This is a genomic window from Streptomyces sp. JLYT201 (genome assembly GCF_059448825.1).
Genome location: NZ_CM182551.1, coordinates 7,865,639 through 7,880,378 on the forward strand (window position 1 = coordinate 7,865,639; position 14,740 = coordinate 7,880,378).

At 73.6% G+C, this 14,740-nt stretch carries 13 protein-coding genes; 7 read left to right on the top strand and 6 right to left on the bottom strand.

Annotated elements, in window-relative coordinates; translation table 11 throughout:
* The first annotated feature begins 96 nt into the window (after positions 1-96).
* From pheS to AC5WAM_RS33505, 5 genes are all read left to right on the top strand, one after another.
* Entirely contained in the window at positions 97-1,221 is a 1,125-nt protein-coding gene (gene pheS, locus AC5WAM_RS33485; RefSeq protein WP_366789723.1) for a phenylalanine--tRNA ligase subunit alpha, read from the top strand.
* Positions 1,221-3,764: a phenylalanine--tRNA ligase subunit beta gene (pheT, locus tag AC5WAM_RS33490; protein WP_495519821.1), complete on the top strand. Its 2,544-nt coding sequence runs from the start codon at positions 1,221-1,223 to the stop codon at positions 3,762-3,764. The genes pheS and pheT overlap by 1 nt, the downstream gene beginning before the upstream one ends.
* Positions 3,765-3,989: 225 nt before the next feature.
* A complete protein-coding gene (locus AC5WAM_RS33495) occupies positions 3,990-5,147 on the top strand; it encodes a PP2C family protein-serine/threonine phosphatase (RefSeq protein WP_495519822.1) in 1,158 nt (385 codons plus the stop codon).
* 272 nt (positions 5,148-5,419) lie between these two features.
* A complete protein-coding gene (locus AC5WAM_RS33500; RefSeq protein ID WP_366789726.1) occupies positions 5,420-6,769 on the top strand; it encodes an NsdA family TPR-like regulatory protein in 1,350 nt (449 codons plus the stop codon).
* Positions 6,770-6,941: 172 nt separating this feature from the next.
* Positions 6,942-7,484 carry an NUDIX hydrolase gene (locus AC5WAM_RS33505; RefSeq protein WP_366789727.1) on the top strand — a complete coding sequence of 181 codons (543 nt, stop codon included), beginning with the start codon at positions 6,942-6,944 and terminating at the stop codon, positions 7,482-7,484.
* Between the two features lie 21 nt (positions 7,485-7,505).
* Here the strand turns inward: AC5WAM_RS33505 and AC5WAM_RS33510 are convergent, their stop codons facing one another.
* Together AC5WAM_RS33510 and AC5WAM_RS33515 are read right to left on the bottom strand one after the other, a co-directional pair.
* On the bottom strand, positions 7,506-7,763 hold the full coding sequence (locus tag AC5WAM_RS33510) for a hypothetical protein (RefSeq protein WP_366789728.1): 258 nt from the start codon (positions 7,761-7,763) through the stop codon (positions 7,506-7,508).
* A 278-nt stretch (positions 7,764-8,041) separates the two neighbouring features.
* Entirely contained in the window at positions 8,042-8,902 is an 861-nt protein-coding gene (locus tag AC5WAM_RS33515; RefSeq protein WP_171075672.1) for a 3-hydroxybutyryl-CoA dehydrogenase, read from the bottom strand.
* A 184-nt stretch (positions 8,903-9,086) separates the two neighbouring features.
* On the opposite strand from AC5WAM_RS33515, the gene AC5WAM_RS33520 reads away from it, so the two are divergent.
* The gene (locus tag AC5WAM_RS33520; RefSeq protein ID WP_495519823.1) at positions 9,087-10,310 is read left to right on the top strand and encodes a glycoside hydrolase family 10-like protein; all 1,224 of its coding nucleotides are present in this window, start codon (positions 9,087-9,089) and stop codon (positions 10,308-10,310) included.
* A gap of 26 nt (positions 10,311-10,336) precedes the next feature.
* Here the strand turns inward: AC5WAM_RS33520 and AC5WAM_RS33525 are convergent, their stop codons facing one another.
* Together AC5WAM_RS33525 and AC5WAM_RS33530 are read right to left on the bottom strand one after the other, a co-directional pair.
* Positions 10,337-10,531, bottom strand: coding sequence for a DUF1918 domain-containing protein (locus AC5WAM_RS33525; RefSeq protein WP_138958650.1), 195 nt, complete (start codon positions 10,529-10,531; stop codon positions 10,337-10,339).
* 80 nt (positions 10,532-10,611) lie between these two features.
* Positions 10,612-11,658: a DMT family transporter gene (locus AC5WAM_RS33530; RefSeq protein ID WP_495519824.1), complete on the bottom strand. Its 1,047-nt coding sequence runs from the start codon at positions 11,656-11,658 to the stop codon at positions 10,612-10,614.
* Here AC5WAM_RS33530 and AC5WAM_RS33535 point away from each other — a divergent pair.
* On the top strand, positions 11,657-13,093 hold the full coding sequence (locus AC5WAM_RS33535; protein WP_495519825.1) for an aminotransferase-like domain-containing protein: 1,437 nt from the start codon (positions 11,657-11,659) through the stop codon (positions 13,091-13,093). The two genes, AC5WAM_RS33530 and AC5WAM_RS33535, sit on opposite strands and share 2 nt — an antisense overlap.
* 8 nt (positions 13,094-13,101) lie before the next feature.
* Here the strand turns inward: AC5WAM_RS33535 and AC5WAM_RS33540 are convergent, their stop codons facing one another.
* Both AC5WAM_RS33540 and AC5WAM_RS33545 read right to left on the bottom strand, forming a co-directional pair.
* Positions 13,102-13,566, bottom strand: a complete 465-nt coding sequence (locus tag AC5WAM_RS33540; RefSeq protein ID WP_495519826.1) for a DUF6314 family protein — start codon at positions 13,564-13,566, stop codon at positions 13,102-13,104.
* A 51-nt stretch (positions 13,567-13,617) separates the two neighbouring features.
* A complete protein-coding gene (locus tag AC5WAM_RS33545) occupies positions 13,618-14,607 on the bottom strand; it encodes an aldo/keto reductase (RefSeq protein WP_495519827.1) in 990 nt (329 codons plus the stop codon).
* Between the last annotated feature and the right edge of the window lie 133 nt (positions 14,608-14,740).

Below are 14,740 nucleotides of genomic sequence, written 5' to 3' on the forward strand. Positions count from 1 at the left end.
CGGTCGTTGGCACCTTTGTGTCCCCAATTTCGGGACAACTCGTCTCCGACTCGTTGACGGGGACCATCCGCCAGCCAACCGGAAGCACGGGAAGAGATGTCGGCACCGAACAAGTCGTACGACCCTGTCGAGGTCGAGGCACTGAAACCTGAAGAGATCGAGCGCGTGCGGGACGAGGCGCTCGCCGCCTTCGCGGCCGCCGCCGACCTCGACCAGCTCCAGGAGGCGAAGACCGCGCACTGCGGCGGCACCTCGCCGCTCGCCCTCGCCAACCGCGAGATCGGCGCGCTGCCTCCGCAGGCCAAGGCCGAGGCGGGCAAGCGCGTGGGCATGGCCCGCGGCGCCGTGAACAAGGCGCTCGCCGCCCGCCAGGCCGAGCTGGAGGCCGAGCGCGACGCCCGCGTCCTGGTCGAGGAGGCGGTGGACGTCACGCTGCCCCACGACCGCGTCGCGTCCGGCGCCCGGCACCCGCTGACCACGCTGTCCGAGCGCATCGAGGACATCTTCGTCGCCATGGGCTACGCGGTCGCGGAGGGCCCCGAGGTCGAGGCCGAGTGGTTCAACTTCGACGCCCTGAACATCGGCCCGGACCACCCGGCGCGCGGTGAGCAGGACACCTTCTTCGTCGAGGCCGCCGACGGCTCTGCCGACTCCGGCGTCGTGCTGCGCACGCACACCTCGCCCGTGCAGATCCGCTCGCTCATCGACCGCGAGCCGCCGGTCTACGTGATCTGCCCCGGCCGCGTGTACCGCACCGACGAGCTGGACGCCACCCACACCCCGGTCTTCCACCAGGTCGAGCTGCTCGCCGTGGACGAGGGCCTGACCATGGCGGACCTCAAGGGCACCCTGGACCACATGGTGCAGGAGCTGTTCGGCGGCGAGGGCATGAAGACCCGTCTGCGGCCGAACTTCTTCCCCTTCACCGAGCCGTCCGCCGAGATGGACATGGTCTGCTACGTGTGCCGCGGCGAGTCCGTGGGCAACGCCGACCGCCCCTGCCGCACCTGCTCGTCCGAGGGCTGGATCGAGCTCGGCGGCTGCGGCATGGTCAACCCGAAGGTGCTCGCCGCCTGCGGTGTGGACCCCGAGAAGTACAGCGGATTCGCCTTCGGGTTCGGCATCGAGCGGATGCTGATGTTCCGCCACAACGTCGAAGACATGCGAGACATGGTCGAGGGTGACGTCCGCTTCACCCGGCCGTTCGGGACGGAGATCTGATGCGCATCCCGCTTTCCTGGCTGCGGGAGTACGTCGACCTCCCCGCCACCGAGACCGGCCGCGACGTGCAGGCCAAGCTGATTTCCGCGGGCCTCGAAGTCGAGTCCGTCGAGCAGCTCGGCGCGGGCCTGAAGGGCCCCCTCGTCGTCGGCAAGGTCCTCACCATCGAGGAGCTGGAGGGCTTCAAGAAGCCCATCCGCTTCTGCACCGTGGACGTCGGCACGGCCAACGGCACGGGCGAGCCGCAGGAGATCGTCTGCGGCGCCCGGAACTTCGCCGTCGGCGACAAGGTCGTCGTGGTCCTGCCCGGCGCCGAGCTGCCCGGCGGCTTCGCGATCTCCGCGCGCAAGACGTACGGCAAGACGTCGCACGGCATGATCTGCTCCGGCGACGAGCTGGGCATGGGCGACGACGGCAGCGGCGGCATCATCGTGCTCCCGCCCGAGCACGAGGCCGGCACCGACGCCATCGAGCTGCTCGAACTCGTCGACGAGGTCCTGGACATCGCCGTCACGCCCGACCGCGGCTACTGCCTGTCGCTGCGCGGCGTCGCCCGCGAGACGGCCACCGCGTACGGCCTGCCGCTGCGCGACCCGGCGCTGCTCGACGTCCCGGCCCCGAACTCGTTCGGGTACCCGGTGCAGGTCAGCGACCCGGCCGGCTGCGACCGCTTCACCGCGCGCACCGTCACCGGGCTCAGCCCCGACGCCCGCTCGCCGATCTGGCTCCAGCGCCGCCTGCAGAAGGCGGGCATGCGCCCGATCTCGCTGGCCGTCGACGTCACCAACTACGTGATGCTGGAGCTCGGCCAGCCGCTGCACGCCTACGACCGCTCCCGCGTCCAGGGCACCATCGGCGTCCGCCGCGCCGAGCAGGGCGAGAAGTTCACCACCCTCGACGGCGCCCGCCGCGTGCTCGACGCCGAGGACCTGGTGATCACCGACGAGCGCGGCCCCATCGGCCTCGCGGGTGTCATGGGCGGCGCCAACACGGAGATCGCCGACCACGCCGAAGAAGAGGGCACCACCGACGTCGTCATCGAGGCCGCGCACTTCGACGCGGTCTCCGTGGCCCGCACCGCCCGCCGCCACAAGCTGTCCTCCGAGGCGGCCCGGCGCTTCGAGCGGGGCGTCGACCCGCAGGCCGCGTCCGCCGCCGCGCAGCGCACCGTCGACCTGCTCGTGCTGCTCGCGGGCGGTACCGCGGAGGCGGGCGTCACGGAGGTCATCGCGCCCTCCGCGCCGCACACCATCACGATGCCCGCCGACCACCCGGACCGCGTCGCGGGTGTCGTCTACGGCCGTGAGACGGTCGTGCGCCGCCTCCAGCAGGTCGGCTGCGACGTGTACGGCCAGGACGTCCTGACCGTCACCGTGCCGTCGTGGCGCCCCGACCTCGCCGAGGTCAACGACCTCGCCGAGGAGGTCATCCGCCTCGAGGGGTACGAGAACCTGCCCTCGACGCTGCCGAAGCCCCCGGCCGGGCGCGGTCTGACCGAGCGGCAGCGGCTGCACCGCAGGGCCGGGCGCGCGCTCGCGGGCGCCGGTTACGTCGAGGCGCCGAACTACCCGTTCGTGAGCGAGCAGGTCTTCGACCAGCTCGGCCTGGACGCCGACGACCCGAACCGCCAGGTCGTCAAGCTCGTCAACCCGCTGTCGGACGAGGAGCCCGCGCTCCGTACGACGCTGCTCCCCGGCCTCCTCGCCGCGCTGCGCCGCAACGACGGGCGGGGCAGCCACGACCTGGCCCTGTTCGAGACCGGTCTGGTCTTCCACCCGCACGCCTCCGCATCGGCGGGCGTTCCGGCGGACCTGCCCGCGGGCCGGCGTCCCACGGACGAGGAGATCGCCGCGCTCAACAGCGCCCTGCCCGAGCAGCCGCGGCACGCCGCGGTCGTGCTCGCGGGCGCCCGCGAGCGGTCCGGCTGGTGGGGCAAGGGCCGTCCGGCCGACTGGGCGGACGCCGTCGAGGCGGCGCGCACCCTGGCCCGCGAGGCCGGTGCCGAACTCATCGTCCAGCAGGGCCAGTACGGCCCCTGGCACCCGGGCCGCTGCGCCGAGCTCCTGGTGTTCCTGGACAGCGCCGAGGGGCCGAACGGCGAACAGGGCGACCTGGTCTCCATCGGTCACGCGGGCGAGCTGCACCCGCGCGTCACCAAGGCGCTCGGCCTGCCCTCCCGCACCTGCGCGATGGAGCTGAACCTGGACCTGCTCCAGGAGGCGGGCGAGGGCTCGCTGCGGGCGCCGCGCATCTCGACCTTCCCGGTGGCCACGCAGGACGTCGCCCTGGTCGTCGACCAGGACGTCCCCGCGGCCGTCGTCGAGGCCTATCTGCGCGACGGCGCGGGCGACCTCCTGGAGGACATCCGCCTGTTCGACGTCTTCACCGGCGAGCAGCTGGGCGAGGGCAAGAAGTCGCTCGCGTACGCGCTGCGCTTCCGCGCCCCCGACCGCACGCTGACGGTCGAGGAGGCCTCGGCCGCCCGTGACGCGGCCGTGGCGCGCGCCGCCGAGACGACCGGCGCGGTGCTGCGCGGGGCCTAGTACCGGCCCGGCGCACAGAGGTGCTGCTGAGGGGGCGTGTCCGCGAAAGCGGATGCGCCCCCTCCGGCGTCTCCGGGGACACCCCGAGCCCGCTCACTCGTTTGAGTGACAACTGCCGGTGATCTGACCCGATCCGGCCACCCGGTCGACAGAATCAATCCGGCCGTGGGGACCGGTCCCGTACACGGCCCGCACGCTGAACCGGGCCTTAGGGGGGCCGTCGGCATGATCCGTATCAAGCCTCGTACGCCCCGCCGCGGCGCCGGGACCCGGCGCGGACCGCGGCGGCGGGCCCACGGTTCCGGCGACGGCTGCGACGGGCGTCCGTCAGCGGCGTTCGAGCGGCCGTGCCGCCGCCGGCTGCGGCGGGCGCTCGCGCTCGGCCTGCCGACGGTGTGGGGCGCCGTCGCCATCACGTACAAACTGGTCTGTCCGCTCGCGCAGCAGCACGGCCTGGGGGCGCGGATCGTCACCAGCGCCGTCTTCTTCGCCGTCGGCACGGGACTCATATTCCAGGTGCGGCGCGCGCTGATCCGGGAGCTGCGGCAGATCCGCGAGGTCGCGGGCGCCGCGCAGAACGTCCTGCTCCGGCCGCTGCCGCCGCGCGTCGACGGGCTCGCCCTGGCCGCGGGCCGCCTCTCCGCCTCGCTGGGGGCCTCCGTCGGCGGCGATCTGTACGAGGTCGCCGCCACCGACCACGGCGTCCGCCTCGTCATGGGCGACGTGCGCGGCCACGGCCTCGCCGCGATCGGCACCGTCGCCGCGGTGCTCGGCAGCTTCCGCGAGGCCGCCCACGACGAGCCCGAACTGCCGCAGGTGCTGCGGCGCCTGGAGCGGGCCCTGGCCCGGCACTTGCGGGAGCGCTCCCGCGCCGAGCACCCGGCGAGCGGCGCGGCGGCGCCGGAGAGCCCGGTCGCCGAGGAGTTCGTGACCGTCCTCCTGGTGGAGATCGGCCGGGACGGGGAGGTGTGGGCGCTCAACTGCGGCCACCCGTGGCCCTACCGGCTGCGCGGCCGCGCCCAGCTGCTGTCCGGCGGCGAGCCGCTGCCGCCGCTCGGCCCCTTCCCGCTGCCCGCCGAACTGCCCGTACAGCTCTGCGGCAGGCTGCTGCCGGGCGACGCCCTGGTGCTGCACACGGACGGCGTGGAGGACGCGCGCGACGGCTCCGGGCGGTTCTTCCCGCTCCAGGCCGTGCTCGGCGAGGCGGCCAGGCCCCAGCCGGTGTCGCCGCAGCAGGTGATCCAGTCCGTGTACGCCCGGCTCCTGCGGCACATCGGCCGCCTCCCGTCCGACGACGCGGCGCTGCTCGTGCTGCGCAACGACCGCAAGAGGGTCCCCCGGCAGCAGACGGAGACCGGGCGGTGCGCCCGCACCATGAGCTGAACACCGCCCGGTGTGGTGCGGCCCGCGCCGTCCGCGCCGTCGCGGAACTGCCGGGCAGACGACGGACGAACGGACGGCGCCGAAAGGGGGCCGTCGCGCTGAGTGAGGGGGGAGCCGACGGCCCGGCCGCCTCCTGGTGAGGACCCTCAGTCAAGCGACCGCGCGCCCCGTGCGGCAGAGCGCGTGCCCCCCCGGATGCGAGCACTCCGTTCACACCCCGTGTGAAGGGTGCTCCACTAGGCTGGGCGCACCGAGCCACCGGAGGGGCATCCATGCAGCCCAACACCCTGCTCGACGCGATCCTCGACGAGGCCGGCATCTCGCACGCGGGCCTGGCCGCCCATGTGAACCAGGCGGGCAAGGCCCGCGGCCTCTCCCTGAGATACGAACACACCGCCGTGGCCCGCTGGTTGAAGGGCCAGCGCCCGCGCGGCCAGGTGCCCGACCTGATCTGCGAGGTGCTCGCCGCGCGGCTGCAGCGCACCGTCACGCTCGACGACATCGGCCTCGGCGTGCCCGGCGGCCCGGCCCTGCGCGGGGGCACCATGGCCTCCACGCTCTCCGGGTTCGTCGAGCGGGCGACGGCGCTGTGGCGGTCGGACGAGCAGCAGCGGCCGCATCTGCTCGGCGCGCCCGCGGTGACCGGGACGCCCGCCGTGATGCCCGTGTGGGAGTGGGAGAACCCGCCCGAGGACACGGACGTCTCGCGCGGCGGCCGCCACCCGGTGAGCATGGCCGACCTGGAGATGCTGCGCGCGGCCCGTACGCACTACGAGCAGATGTACCGCAAGACCGGTGGCATCGCGACCCGCACCCGCATCGTCGGCTTCCTCAACGCGGAGGCGGCGCCGCTGCTCCGCGGCAGCTACACCGACGCGATGGGGCGTCAGCTGCACCGCGCGACCGGCGGCCTGGTGGCGATAGCGGGCATCTGTGCCTACGACTCGGACGCGCACGGCCTCGCCCAGCGCTACTTCCACCAGGCGCTGCGCCTGGCGAAGGCCAGCGGGGACCGGGGGCTCGGCGCGTACGTGATCGCGCTGCTCGTCAACCAGTCCCTGTTCATGCGGGAGTTCCGCCAGGCGGTGGCCTTCGCGGAGGCCGCGCTGCGCGCCGCGGGCCGGGACATCACGCCCGCCCTCGCGTCCGATCTGTACGCGATGCAGGCCAAGGCGTACGCCCACCTGGGCGACGGCAGCAGCGCGCTGTCCTGCATCCGGCGGGCCGAGGTGGCCGCCGAGCGCATCCGGCGCGGCCGGGAGCCGGACGAGACGGGCTATGTCCAGCCGGGCCTGGTCAATGTGCAGGTGGCGGAGGCGCTGCTCAGCCTCGGCGATCTCGCGGCGGCCCGGGAGCACGCCGCCGCCGCGGTGGACACCCCGGCGCACGACCGGGGCCGGGTGCACCGGCTCGCCATGCTCAGCCAGATCGAGCTGCGCCAGGGCAACACCGACGAGGCGGTGGCCACGGCGGTGGAGATGGCGGAGCAGGCGCGCGGGATGGAGTCCCAGCGCCTGCGCGACCGGTTGCGCGCGGTGCGCGAGTACCTGGTCCGCAGCGACTGCGCGGGCACGGCCGAGGCCGCCGAGCTGATCGACGGAGCGCTGCGGGTACCGCTGTGAGGGGCGGGGGCGCAGTGCGGCGCGGTTCCGCATGACGCCGTGACGTCGTGACATCGGGAGCGCGGGGGCGGAACGACGCCTGACACGTGCTACGCCGCTCCGCCGTGCGCCGAGTGCTCTCCCACCCTCCTGCTGCGATATTGCCATCTACTCGGCGGAAGGTGGCAGAACCGTGCAGTGGACGAAACAGAGCGAACAGACTGTGTATGGAAACCGATGGTTCACCGTCAATCTCGCAGACGTCGAGCTGCCGGACGGCCGGCACCTCGACCACTTCCTGATAAGGCTCCGTCCGGTGGCCATCGCCACGGTGGTCAACGAGGCCAACGAGGTGCTGCTCCTGTGGCGGCACCGCTTCATCACCGACAGCTGGGGCTGGGAGCTCGCGGCGGGGGTGGTGGAGGACGGAGAGGACATCGCCGACGCGGCGGCGCGTGAGATGGAGGAGGAGACCGGCTGGCGGCCGGGGCCCCTGCGACACCTGATGAGCGTCGAGCCGTCCAACGGGCTCACGGACGCCCGGCACCACATCTACTGGTCGGACGAGGCGACCTACATCGGCCACCCCGAGGACGACTTCGAGTCGGACCGACGCGAGTGGGTGCCGCTCAAGCTCGTTCCCGACATGGTGGCGCGCGGCGAGGTCCCGGCCGCCAACATGGCGGCGGCGCTCCTCCTGCTGCACCATCTGCGCCTCGGCGAGGACGCGCGCTGACCGCTCGGACGCGGCCCTGGGCTAGCGCCCGAGGGCCTGCCAGACCGCCACGGCCAGCGCACCGACCGCGGTGAGCGCGGCGAGGGCGGGCAGTGGCCAACGGGTGTGTTCCAGGGCCGCGATCCGTACGGACAGGTCGTCCTGGTCCTTGGTGTGCTGAACGTCGCGCTGGGTGAGTAACGCGAGCTGTCCGTCGACGCGGGCGAGACCCACGTCCAGGCTCCGACGTAACTCTGCGAGTTCTTCCGGGACCACGGGACGCTCGGGGTCGGTGGTCACGACTCCGCTCCTCTCAGTAGTGGGGTCACATCCCCCCTGTGCGCAGCGGAAAGTCAACTCGCCTGGTCGTCGCGGCGGGAGAGTGTGCGCAGGGCATATGCGAGCCCACCGCGCACACGGTGTGTGAACGGTACGGGCCCGGCACTCAGCGAGTGCCGGGCCCGTGAACTGGCCGGAAATTGACTTGAATTCAGCAACGCAGCGTAGCCGCTACCGGAGTCCACCGATCCAGATGCCGTGAGCATGCCCACCCCTGCGCCGGGCGGGCCCGATCCGGGTCAGTCGTACGGGTAGAAGCCCGAGCCCGACTTGCGGCCCAGGCGGCCCGCGTCGACCATGCGCTGGAGGAGCGGGGGAGCGGCGTACAGGGGCTCCTTGTACTCCGTGTACATCGAGTCGGCGACCGAGGCGACCGTGTCGAGGCCGATGAGGTCGGCCAGCTTGAGCGGGCCCATCGGGTGGGCGCAGCCCATCTCCATGCCGTTGTCGATGTCCTCGCGGCTGGCGATGCCCGACTCGAACATCCGGATCGCGGAGAGCAGATACGGGATGAGGAGCGCGTTCACGACGAACCCGGAGCGGTCCTGGGCGCGGATGGCGTGCTTGCCGAGCACCTTCTCCGTGAACAGCTGCGCCCGGCTGAGCGTGCCCTCCGACGTGGTCAGGGCCGGAATCAGCTCGACGAGCTGCTGCACGGGGGCCGGGTTGAAGAAGTGGATGCCGATGACCTGGTCGGGCCGGGACGTGGCCACGGCCAGCTTCACCAGGGGGATGGAGGAGGTGTTGGAGGCGAGGATCGCGTCCTGGCGCGTCACCACCTGGTCGAGCACCTGGAAGATCTCGGTCTTGACCTGCTCGTTCTCCACGACGGCCTCGATGACGAGGTCGCGGTCGGCGAATTCGCCCAGATCCGTGGTGAAGCTGAGCCGCGCGATCGTCTCGTCCCGCTCCTCCTCCGAGATCTTGCCGCGCTCGGCCGCCTTGGACAGGGAGTTGTACAGCCGCGTGCGGCCGATCTCCAGGGCCTCTCCGGTGGTCTCCGCGACCTTCACGTCCAGGCCGGAGCGGGCGCAGACCTCTGCGATCCCGGCGCCCATCTGGCCACAGCCCACCACTCCGACGCGCGCAATGTCGGCCATAGAGTCGGTCACCTCGTGCCTTTCGCTCATCTACAGGGGCGGCAGGTCCCCCGTGCGGTACCGGTCCCTGCCTCGCCGGTGAACGTTACTCCGCGCGTCGCGGTGCGCGGCCGCCCGGGTCGGGCATGCTGTCCCCGAACGGCCAGGGCTTGTCCGGGGATTTCGAGCATCAGGGGACGGGAACATGAGGCGTATGTCACGTCGGGCCTTCACCGTGGCGGCGGCATCGGTGGCCGCGGGGCTCGCGACAGCCGGGGACGCGGCCGCGGGGGCGGACCCCAGACGCAGGGGGCGCGAGATGCGGGGCATGTGGGTGGCGACGGTGGTGAACATCGACTGGCCCTCCAGGCCGGGCCTGCCACCGGACCGGCAGCGCGCGGAGCTGATCGCCCTCCTCGACGAGGCGGTGCGCCGCAGGCTGAACGCGGTGGTCCTCCAGGTGCGCCCGACGGCCGACGCGTTCTGGCCCTCCGCGTACGAGCCGTGGTCGGAGTACCTCACCGGCACCCAGGGCAAGGACCCGGGCTGGGATCCGCTGGGCACCGCCGTGCGCGAGGCGCACTACCGCGGCCTGGAGCTGCACGCCTGGTTCAACCCGTTCCGGATCGCCATGCACGCCGACCCCTCCCGCCTCGTGCCGACCCACCCCGCGCGCGTGCACCCCGAGTGGGTGGTGCCGTACGGCGGGAAGCTGTTCTACAACCCCGGCCTGCCCGAGGTGCGGCGGTTCGTGCAGCAGGCGATGCTCGACGCGGTGCGGCGCTACCGCCTCGACGCCGTGCACTGGGACGACTACTTCTACCCGTATCCGGTGGCGGGCCAGGTCTTCGACGACGACGAGGCCTTCGCGCGCTACGGCGGCGCCTTCCCCGACCGGGCCTCGTGGCGGCGGGACAACATCGACCGCCTCGTGCGCGAGATGGGCACCCGGATCAAGAAGGCCCGTCCGGGCACGCAGTTCGGGATCAGCCCCTTCGGCGTCTGGCGCAACGCGGCCACCGACCCCACGGGGTCGGACACGCGGGCGGGCGTGCAGACCTACGACGACCTGTACGCCGACACCCGCGGCTGGGTGCGCAAGCGCTGGCTGGACTACATCTGTCCGCAGCTCTACTGGCACATCGGCCTGCCCGCCGCCGACTACGCGAAGCTGGTGCCCTGGTGGGACGAGGTCGCCCGGGGGACGGGCGTGCGCCTGTACGTGGGGGAGGCGCTGTACAAGGCGGGCGACCCCGCGCAGCCCGCGCCCTGGCAGGATCCGACCGAGCTGTCCCGCCACCTCACGTACGCGAAGGGCTTCCCGCGGGTGCGCGGGCACGTGTTCTACTCGGCGAAGCACGTGGTCGCCGACAGGATCGGCGCGATGCAGCGCGTTGTCGACGACCACTACACGTACCCCGCCCCCTAGCGGCCGCGGGCCGAAGGGGCGTGCGGCTAGTCGTTGGCGGCGAAGGGGCGCACGACGGTGTCGGGGCCCGGGGACATCACTGTCTCGTGACCGTCCTCGAACCGCACGCGGTACGGCGGGCCGCCGTCCGCTCCGAGGACCTCGATGACTTCCGCATTCCGGTCGTGCTGTCCCACGATCCTGCCGTGGATCAGCAGCCGGTCGCCCACGGATGCTTGCATGGGGAGTGACCTCCTCGTCCGCGTCGCTGTTGGTGGCGGTGCGTGGCGGACAGTGTACGACCGGTGGCCCCGGTTGGCGCCTACCCGCGCGCCCGTTGGGTGGCGGCGATGCACACCAGGACGGCGACGGCCGTGAGCGGCGCGGCCGGGGTCAGCGCCTCGCCGAGCAGGAACACCGACCAGACGAGCGTGAGCAGGGGCTGGGCGAGCTGGAGCTGGCTGGCCTTGGGGATGCCGATCACGGCCATGCCCCGGTACCAGACGACCAGGCCGAGGAACTGCGAGCCGACCGCCGCGTACAGCAGGCCCGCCGTGCTGTGCGCGGTGAGCGCGAACGCCTCGTGCGGCAGGGCGAGCGCCGCCCAGAGGACGCCGAGCGGCAGACACAGGACGAGCGCCCAGCCGATGACCTGCCAGCCCGGCATGTGCCGGGCCAGACGGCCGCCCTCGGTGTAACCGGCGGCGCAGACCACCAGCGCCCCGAACAGATACAGATCGGCGGTCGTCAGGGCGCCGCCGCTCTGCTGGACGGTGAAGCCGACCACGGCGGCGGCGCCCGCGAGCGCCGCCGCCCAGAAGGCGCGCGAGGGCCGGGCGCCGGTGCGCAGCACGGAGAACACGGCCGTGGTCAGGGGCAGCAGCCCGACGACGACGGCCGCGTGCGCGGTGCTCGACGTCTGGAGCGCGAGCGTCGTGAGCAGGGGGAAGCCGATCACCGTGCCGGCCGCGACGACGGCGAGGCCGGCCCAGTCGGCGCGCCGGGGCAGCGGCACGCGCAGTGCGAGCAGACAGCCGCCCGCGACGAGGGCGCTCAGCACGCAGCGCAGGGCGACGAAGCTCCAGGGGCCGATCCCTTCCAGGCCCCAGGCGGTGGAGGGGAACGTGAGCGAGAACGCGGTGACGCCGAGGGCGGCCTGGAGCGTGCCGACCCGGCGGGACACGGGAGCCGCCTGCGGGGCCTGCGGCCGCGCGGTCGCGGTCGCCCGGGTCGCCGTGGCGGCTCCCGTCCCGGTCCTGCCGGTGGCGGTGTCCTTCGCGGGGTGGCCGGTGGCGGGCCGGTCCGCCGGGGCGGTGTGGGGCGGGACCGCTATCCCCTGTCGTTCAGTAGCGCTATCCTGTGTTCTCATGCAACAGCGTAGCAGTGTGGGTGAGTTGGCGTATCAGCTCCGAAATGAGCTGGACCGCTACTCTCCAGGTGGAAAGCTGCCCTCCAGTCGGGCCCTGGTCGAGCGGTTCCGGGTGAGCCCGGTGACCGTGTCGCGCGCCCTCGCTCAGCTCGCCGCCGAGGGTCTGGTCGTCACCCGGCCCGGCGCCGGTGCCTTCCGGGCGGAGGCGCCGGGTGCCGCCGTTCCTGTGGGCGACACCTCGTGGCAGGAGGTGTCCCTGAGCGCCGACGCCACCGCCGACGTCGTGCCGCGCTCGGTGGACGCCTCCGGGGTGCTCGCCACGCTCGCCGCGCCGGGCCCGGGCGTCATCGAGTTCAACGGCGGCTATCTGCACCCCTCGCTCCAGCCCGAGCGCGCGATGGCCGCCGCCCTCGCGCGGGCCGGGCGGCGCCCCGGCGCCTGGGAGCGGCCGCCGGTCGACGGCCTGCCCGAGCTGCGCGAGTGGTTCGCGCGCGGCATCGGCGGGGCGATCACCGCGGCCGAGGTCCTGATCACCGCGGGCGGGCAGAGCGCCCTGACCACCACGCTGCGGGCGCTCGCCCCGCCCGGCGCGCCGGTGCTCATCGAATCCCCCACGTACCCGGGGCTCCTCGCGATCGCGCGGGCCGCCGGGCTCAGGCCGGTGCCGGTGCCGGTGGACACCGACGGGGTGCGCCCCGACCTGCTCGCCGCCGCGTTCGAGGCGACCGGCGCGCGGGTGTTCGTCTGCCAGCCGCTGTTCCAGAACCCCACCGGCGCCGTGCTGTCCGCCGAGCGCCGCCCGGAGGTGCTGCGGATCGCCCGGGCCGCCGGGGCCTTCGTCGTCGAGGACGACTTCGTGCGCCGCCTCGTGCACGAGGACGCGGGGCCGCTGCCGAGGCCCCTGGCGTCCGAGGACCGGGACGGCGTCGTCGTGCACGTGTGCTCGCTCACCAAGGCCACCTCGCCGAGCTTCCGGGTCAGCGCGCTCGTCGCGCGCGGCCCCGTCCTGGAGCGGCTGCGCACCATTCAGGTCGTCGACCACTTCTTCGTGCCCAGGCCGTTGCAGGAGGCCGCGCTCGAACTCGTCGGCTCCCCGGCCTGGCCCCGCCATCTGCGGGCCGTGGCGGGGGAGTTGAAGGAGCGCAGGGACGCCCTGGTGGCCGCGCTGCGGCTGCGGCTGCCCGCGCTCGCCCTGCCGCACGTCCCCGCGGGCGGCTACCACCTGTGGCTGCGGCTTCCCGACGGCACCGACGAACTCGCCCTTGCGGTGGCCGCGTTGCGCGCCGGGGTCGCGGTCGCCCCCGGGCGCCCCTACTTCGCGGCGGAGCCCCCGGCCGCGCACATCCGCCTCAGCTTCGCCGCCCTCGCCGGGACGGCCGAGATCGCCGAAGGCGTCCGCCGCCTCGCGCAGGCGTGCGACGAGGTGACCGCCTGAGCCCGGGCTCAGCGCACGCGGGCGTAGTCCGTCGTCAGGAGCAGGTCCTTGGCCGGGCCCCGGACCCGCCAGCGCGTCCGCCAGGAGTCCGCGTCGGCCACCGTGAAGTCGCCCCGGTAGAGGTCCGCCGCGCACGGGTGGTCGGCGGTGTGGCGGCCGGTGCGCAGGTCCAGGCCGTGGAAGAAGCGCCCGTCGGCGAAGTGCACGAGCACGGTGCCCGCGGGCTCGCCCGGCAGGAAGCGCAGCGTGCGCTCGGCGGGACGCGGGGTGCCCCGCCAGGTGAACGTGCCGGACTCGTGGTGCAGCAGACCGCCGCCCCGCGCGGCCCTACCGGTCAGCGGCGTGAACCGGGTGGTGCCGCTGAAGCGGCCCTCCACCGGTCCGTCCGCGCCCGCGGCGAAGTCCCGTACGGTCCGCTCCACGCGCCACTCGCCGGCGAGATGGGCGAGGGCGTCGGGCACGGGGAAGGGCATGTCCGCAGCGTACGCGGCCCGCGCCGGGATCCGCCCGGCCGGTCCGCCGCCCTAGCGGTCGACGACGGTGAGGCTCACCGCGTCGTACCGCGTCCCCGCGACGCCGTCCGCGGGGGCCGCCGCGTCGATCGCGGCGAGGTCGTCGGCGGACAGCTCGATCGTGGCGGCCGCGAGGTTCTCCCGCAGATACGCCTCGCGGCGCGTGCCCGGGATCGGCACCACGTCGGCGCCCCGGTGCTGCACCCAGGCCAGGGCGAGCTGGCCCGCCGTGACGCCCTTCTCGGCCGCGAGTGCCGCCAGGGCGTCGACGATGGCGAGGTTGCGCTCCAGATTGCCGTCGGCGAAGCGCGGCTGCGAGCGGCGTACGTCGTTCGCCTCCAGGTCCGCGACCGAGGTGACCCGGCCCGTCAGGAAGCCCCGGCCGAGCGGCGAGAACGGCACGAGGCCGATGCCCAGCTCCCGGCACACCGGCGCCGTCTCCTCCTCCAGGTCACGGGTCCACAGCGACCACTCGCTCTGCAGCGCCGCGATCGGGTGCACGGCGTGCGCGCGCCGGATCGTCCGCGCGCTCGCCTCGGACAGGCCGAGGTGGCGCACCTTGCCCGCCGCGACCAGCTCCGCCATCGCGCCGACGGTCTCCTCGATCGGCACGTTCGGGTCGACGCGGTGCTGGTAGTACAGGTCGATGTGGTCGACGCCGAGCCGGGCGAGCGAGGCGTCGCAGGCCTGCCGCACGTACGCGGCGTCGCCGCGGATCAGCGGGGGCTCGCCGAGCCGGTTGGCGAAGCCGAACTTCGTGGCGATCACGGCCCGCTCGCGGCGCGCTCCGGACAGGGCGCGGCCGAGCAGCTCCTCGTTGTGCCCGGCGCCGTAGTAGTCGGCGGTGTCGAACAGGGTGACGCCGAGGTCGAGGGCGCGGTGCAGCGTGGCGATCGAACGGTCGTCGTCCGAGGTGCCGTAGCCGTGGCTCATCCCCATGCAGCCGAGCCCCTGAGCCGAGACGGTCAGCGCGCCGAGCGTGCGGGTGGGCAGGCCGGTCATGTCGTACCTCCAGGTGGTGCGGTGGTCTGCGCGGATCTCCGCGGTGCGGTGATCACGGCCGTGACAGTAGGAGTTGGAGCGCGCTCCAACGCAAGCGCCGCCCGGCGGGGGCCCGCTCCCCGTCACCGCTCGG

What these genes read in the sequence shown, in the direction of transcription:
- AC5WAM_RS33545 (WP_495519827.1), bottom strand. Translation starts at nt 14,607, where the DNA reads ATGACCGGCCTGCCCACCCGCACGCTCGGCGCGCTGACCGTCTCGGCT.
- pheT (WP_495519821.1), top strand. Translation starts at nt 1,221, where the DNA reads ATGCGCATCCCGCTTTCCTGGCTGCGGGAGTACGTCGACCTCCCCGCC.
- AC5WAM_RS33520 (WP_495519823.1), top strand. Translation starts at nt 9,087, where the DNA reads ATGAGGCGTATGTCACGTCGGGCCTTCACCGTGGCGGCGGCATCGGTG.
- AC5WAM_RS33535 (WP_495519825.1), top strand. Translation starts at nt 11,657, where the DNA reads ATGCAACAGCGTAGCAGTGTGGGTGAGTTGGCGTATCAGCTCCGAAAT.
- AC5WAM_RS33500 (WP_366789726.1), top strand. Translation starts at nt 5,420, where the DNA reads ATGCAGCCCAACACCCTGCTCGACGCGATCCTCGACGAGGCCGGCATC.
- AC5WAM_RS33525 (WP_138958650.1), bottom strand. Translation starts at nt 10,531, where the DNA reads ATGCAAGCATCCGTGGGCGACCGGCTGCTGATCCACGGCAGGATCGTG.
- AC5WAM_RS33515 (WP_171075672.1), bottom strand. Translation starts at nt 8,902, where the DNA reads ATGGCCGACATTGCGCGCGTCGGAGTGGTGGGCTGTGGCCAGATGGGC.
- AC5WAM_RS33530 (WP_495519824.1), bottom strand. Translation starts at nt 11,658, where the DNA reads ATGAGAACACAGGATAGCGCTACTGAACGACAGGGGATAGCGGTCCCG.
- AC5WAM_RS33495 (WP_495519822.1), top strand. Translation starts at nt 3,990, where the DNA reads ATGATCCGTATCAAGCCTCGTACGCCCCGCCGCGGCGCCGGGACCCGG.
- pheS (WP_366789723.1), top strand. Translation starts at nt 97, where the DNA reads ATGTCGGCACCGAACAAGTCGTACGACCCTGTCGAGGTCGAGGCACTG.
- AC5WAM_RS33540 (WP_495519826.1), bottom strand. Translation starts at nt 13,566, where the DNA reads ATGCCCTTCCCCGTGCCCGACGCCCTCGCCCATCTCGCCGGCGAGTGG.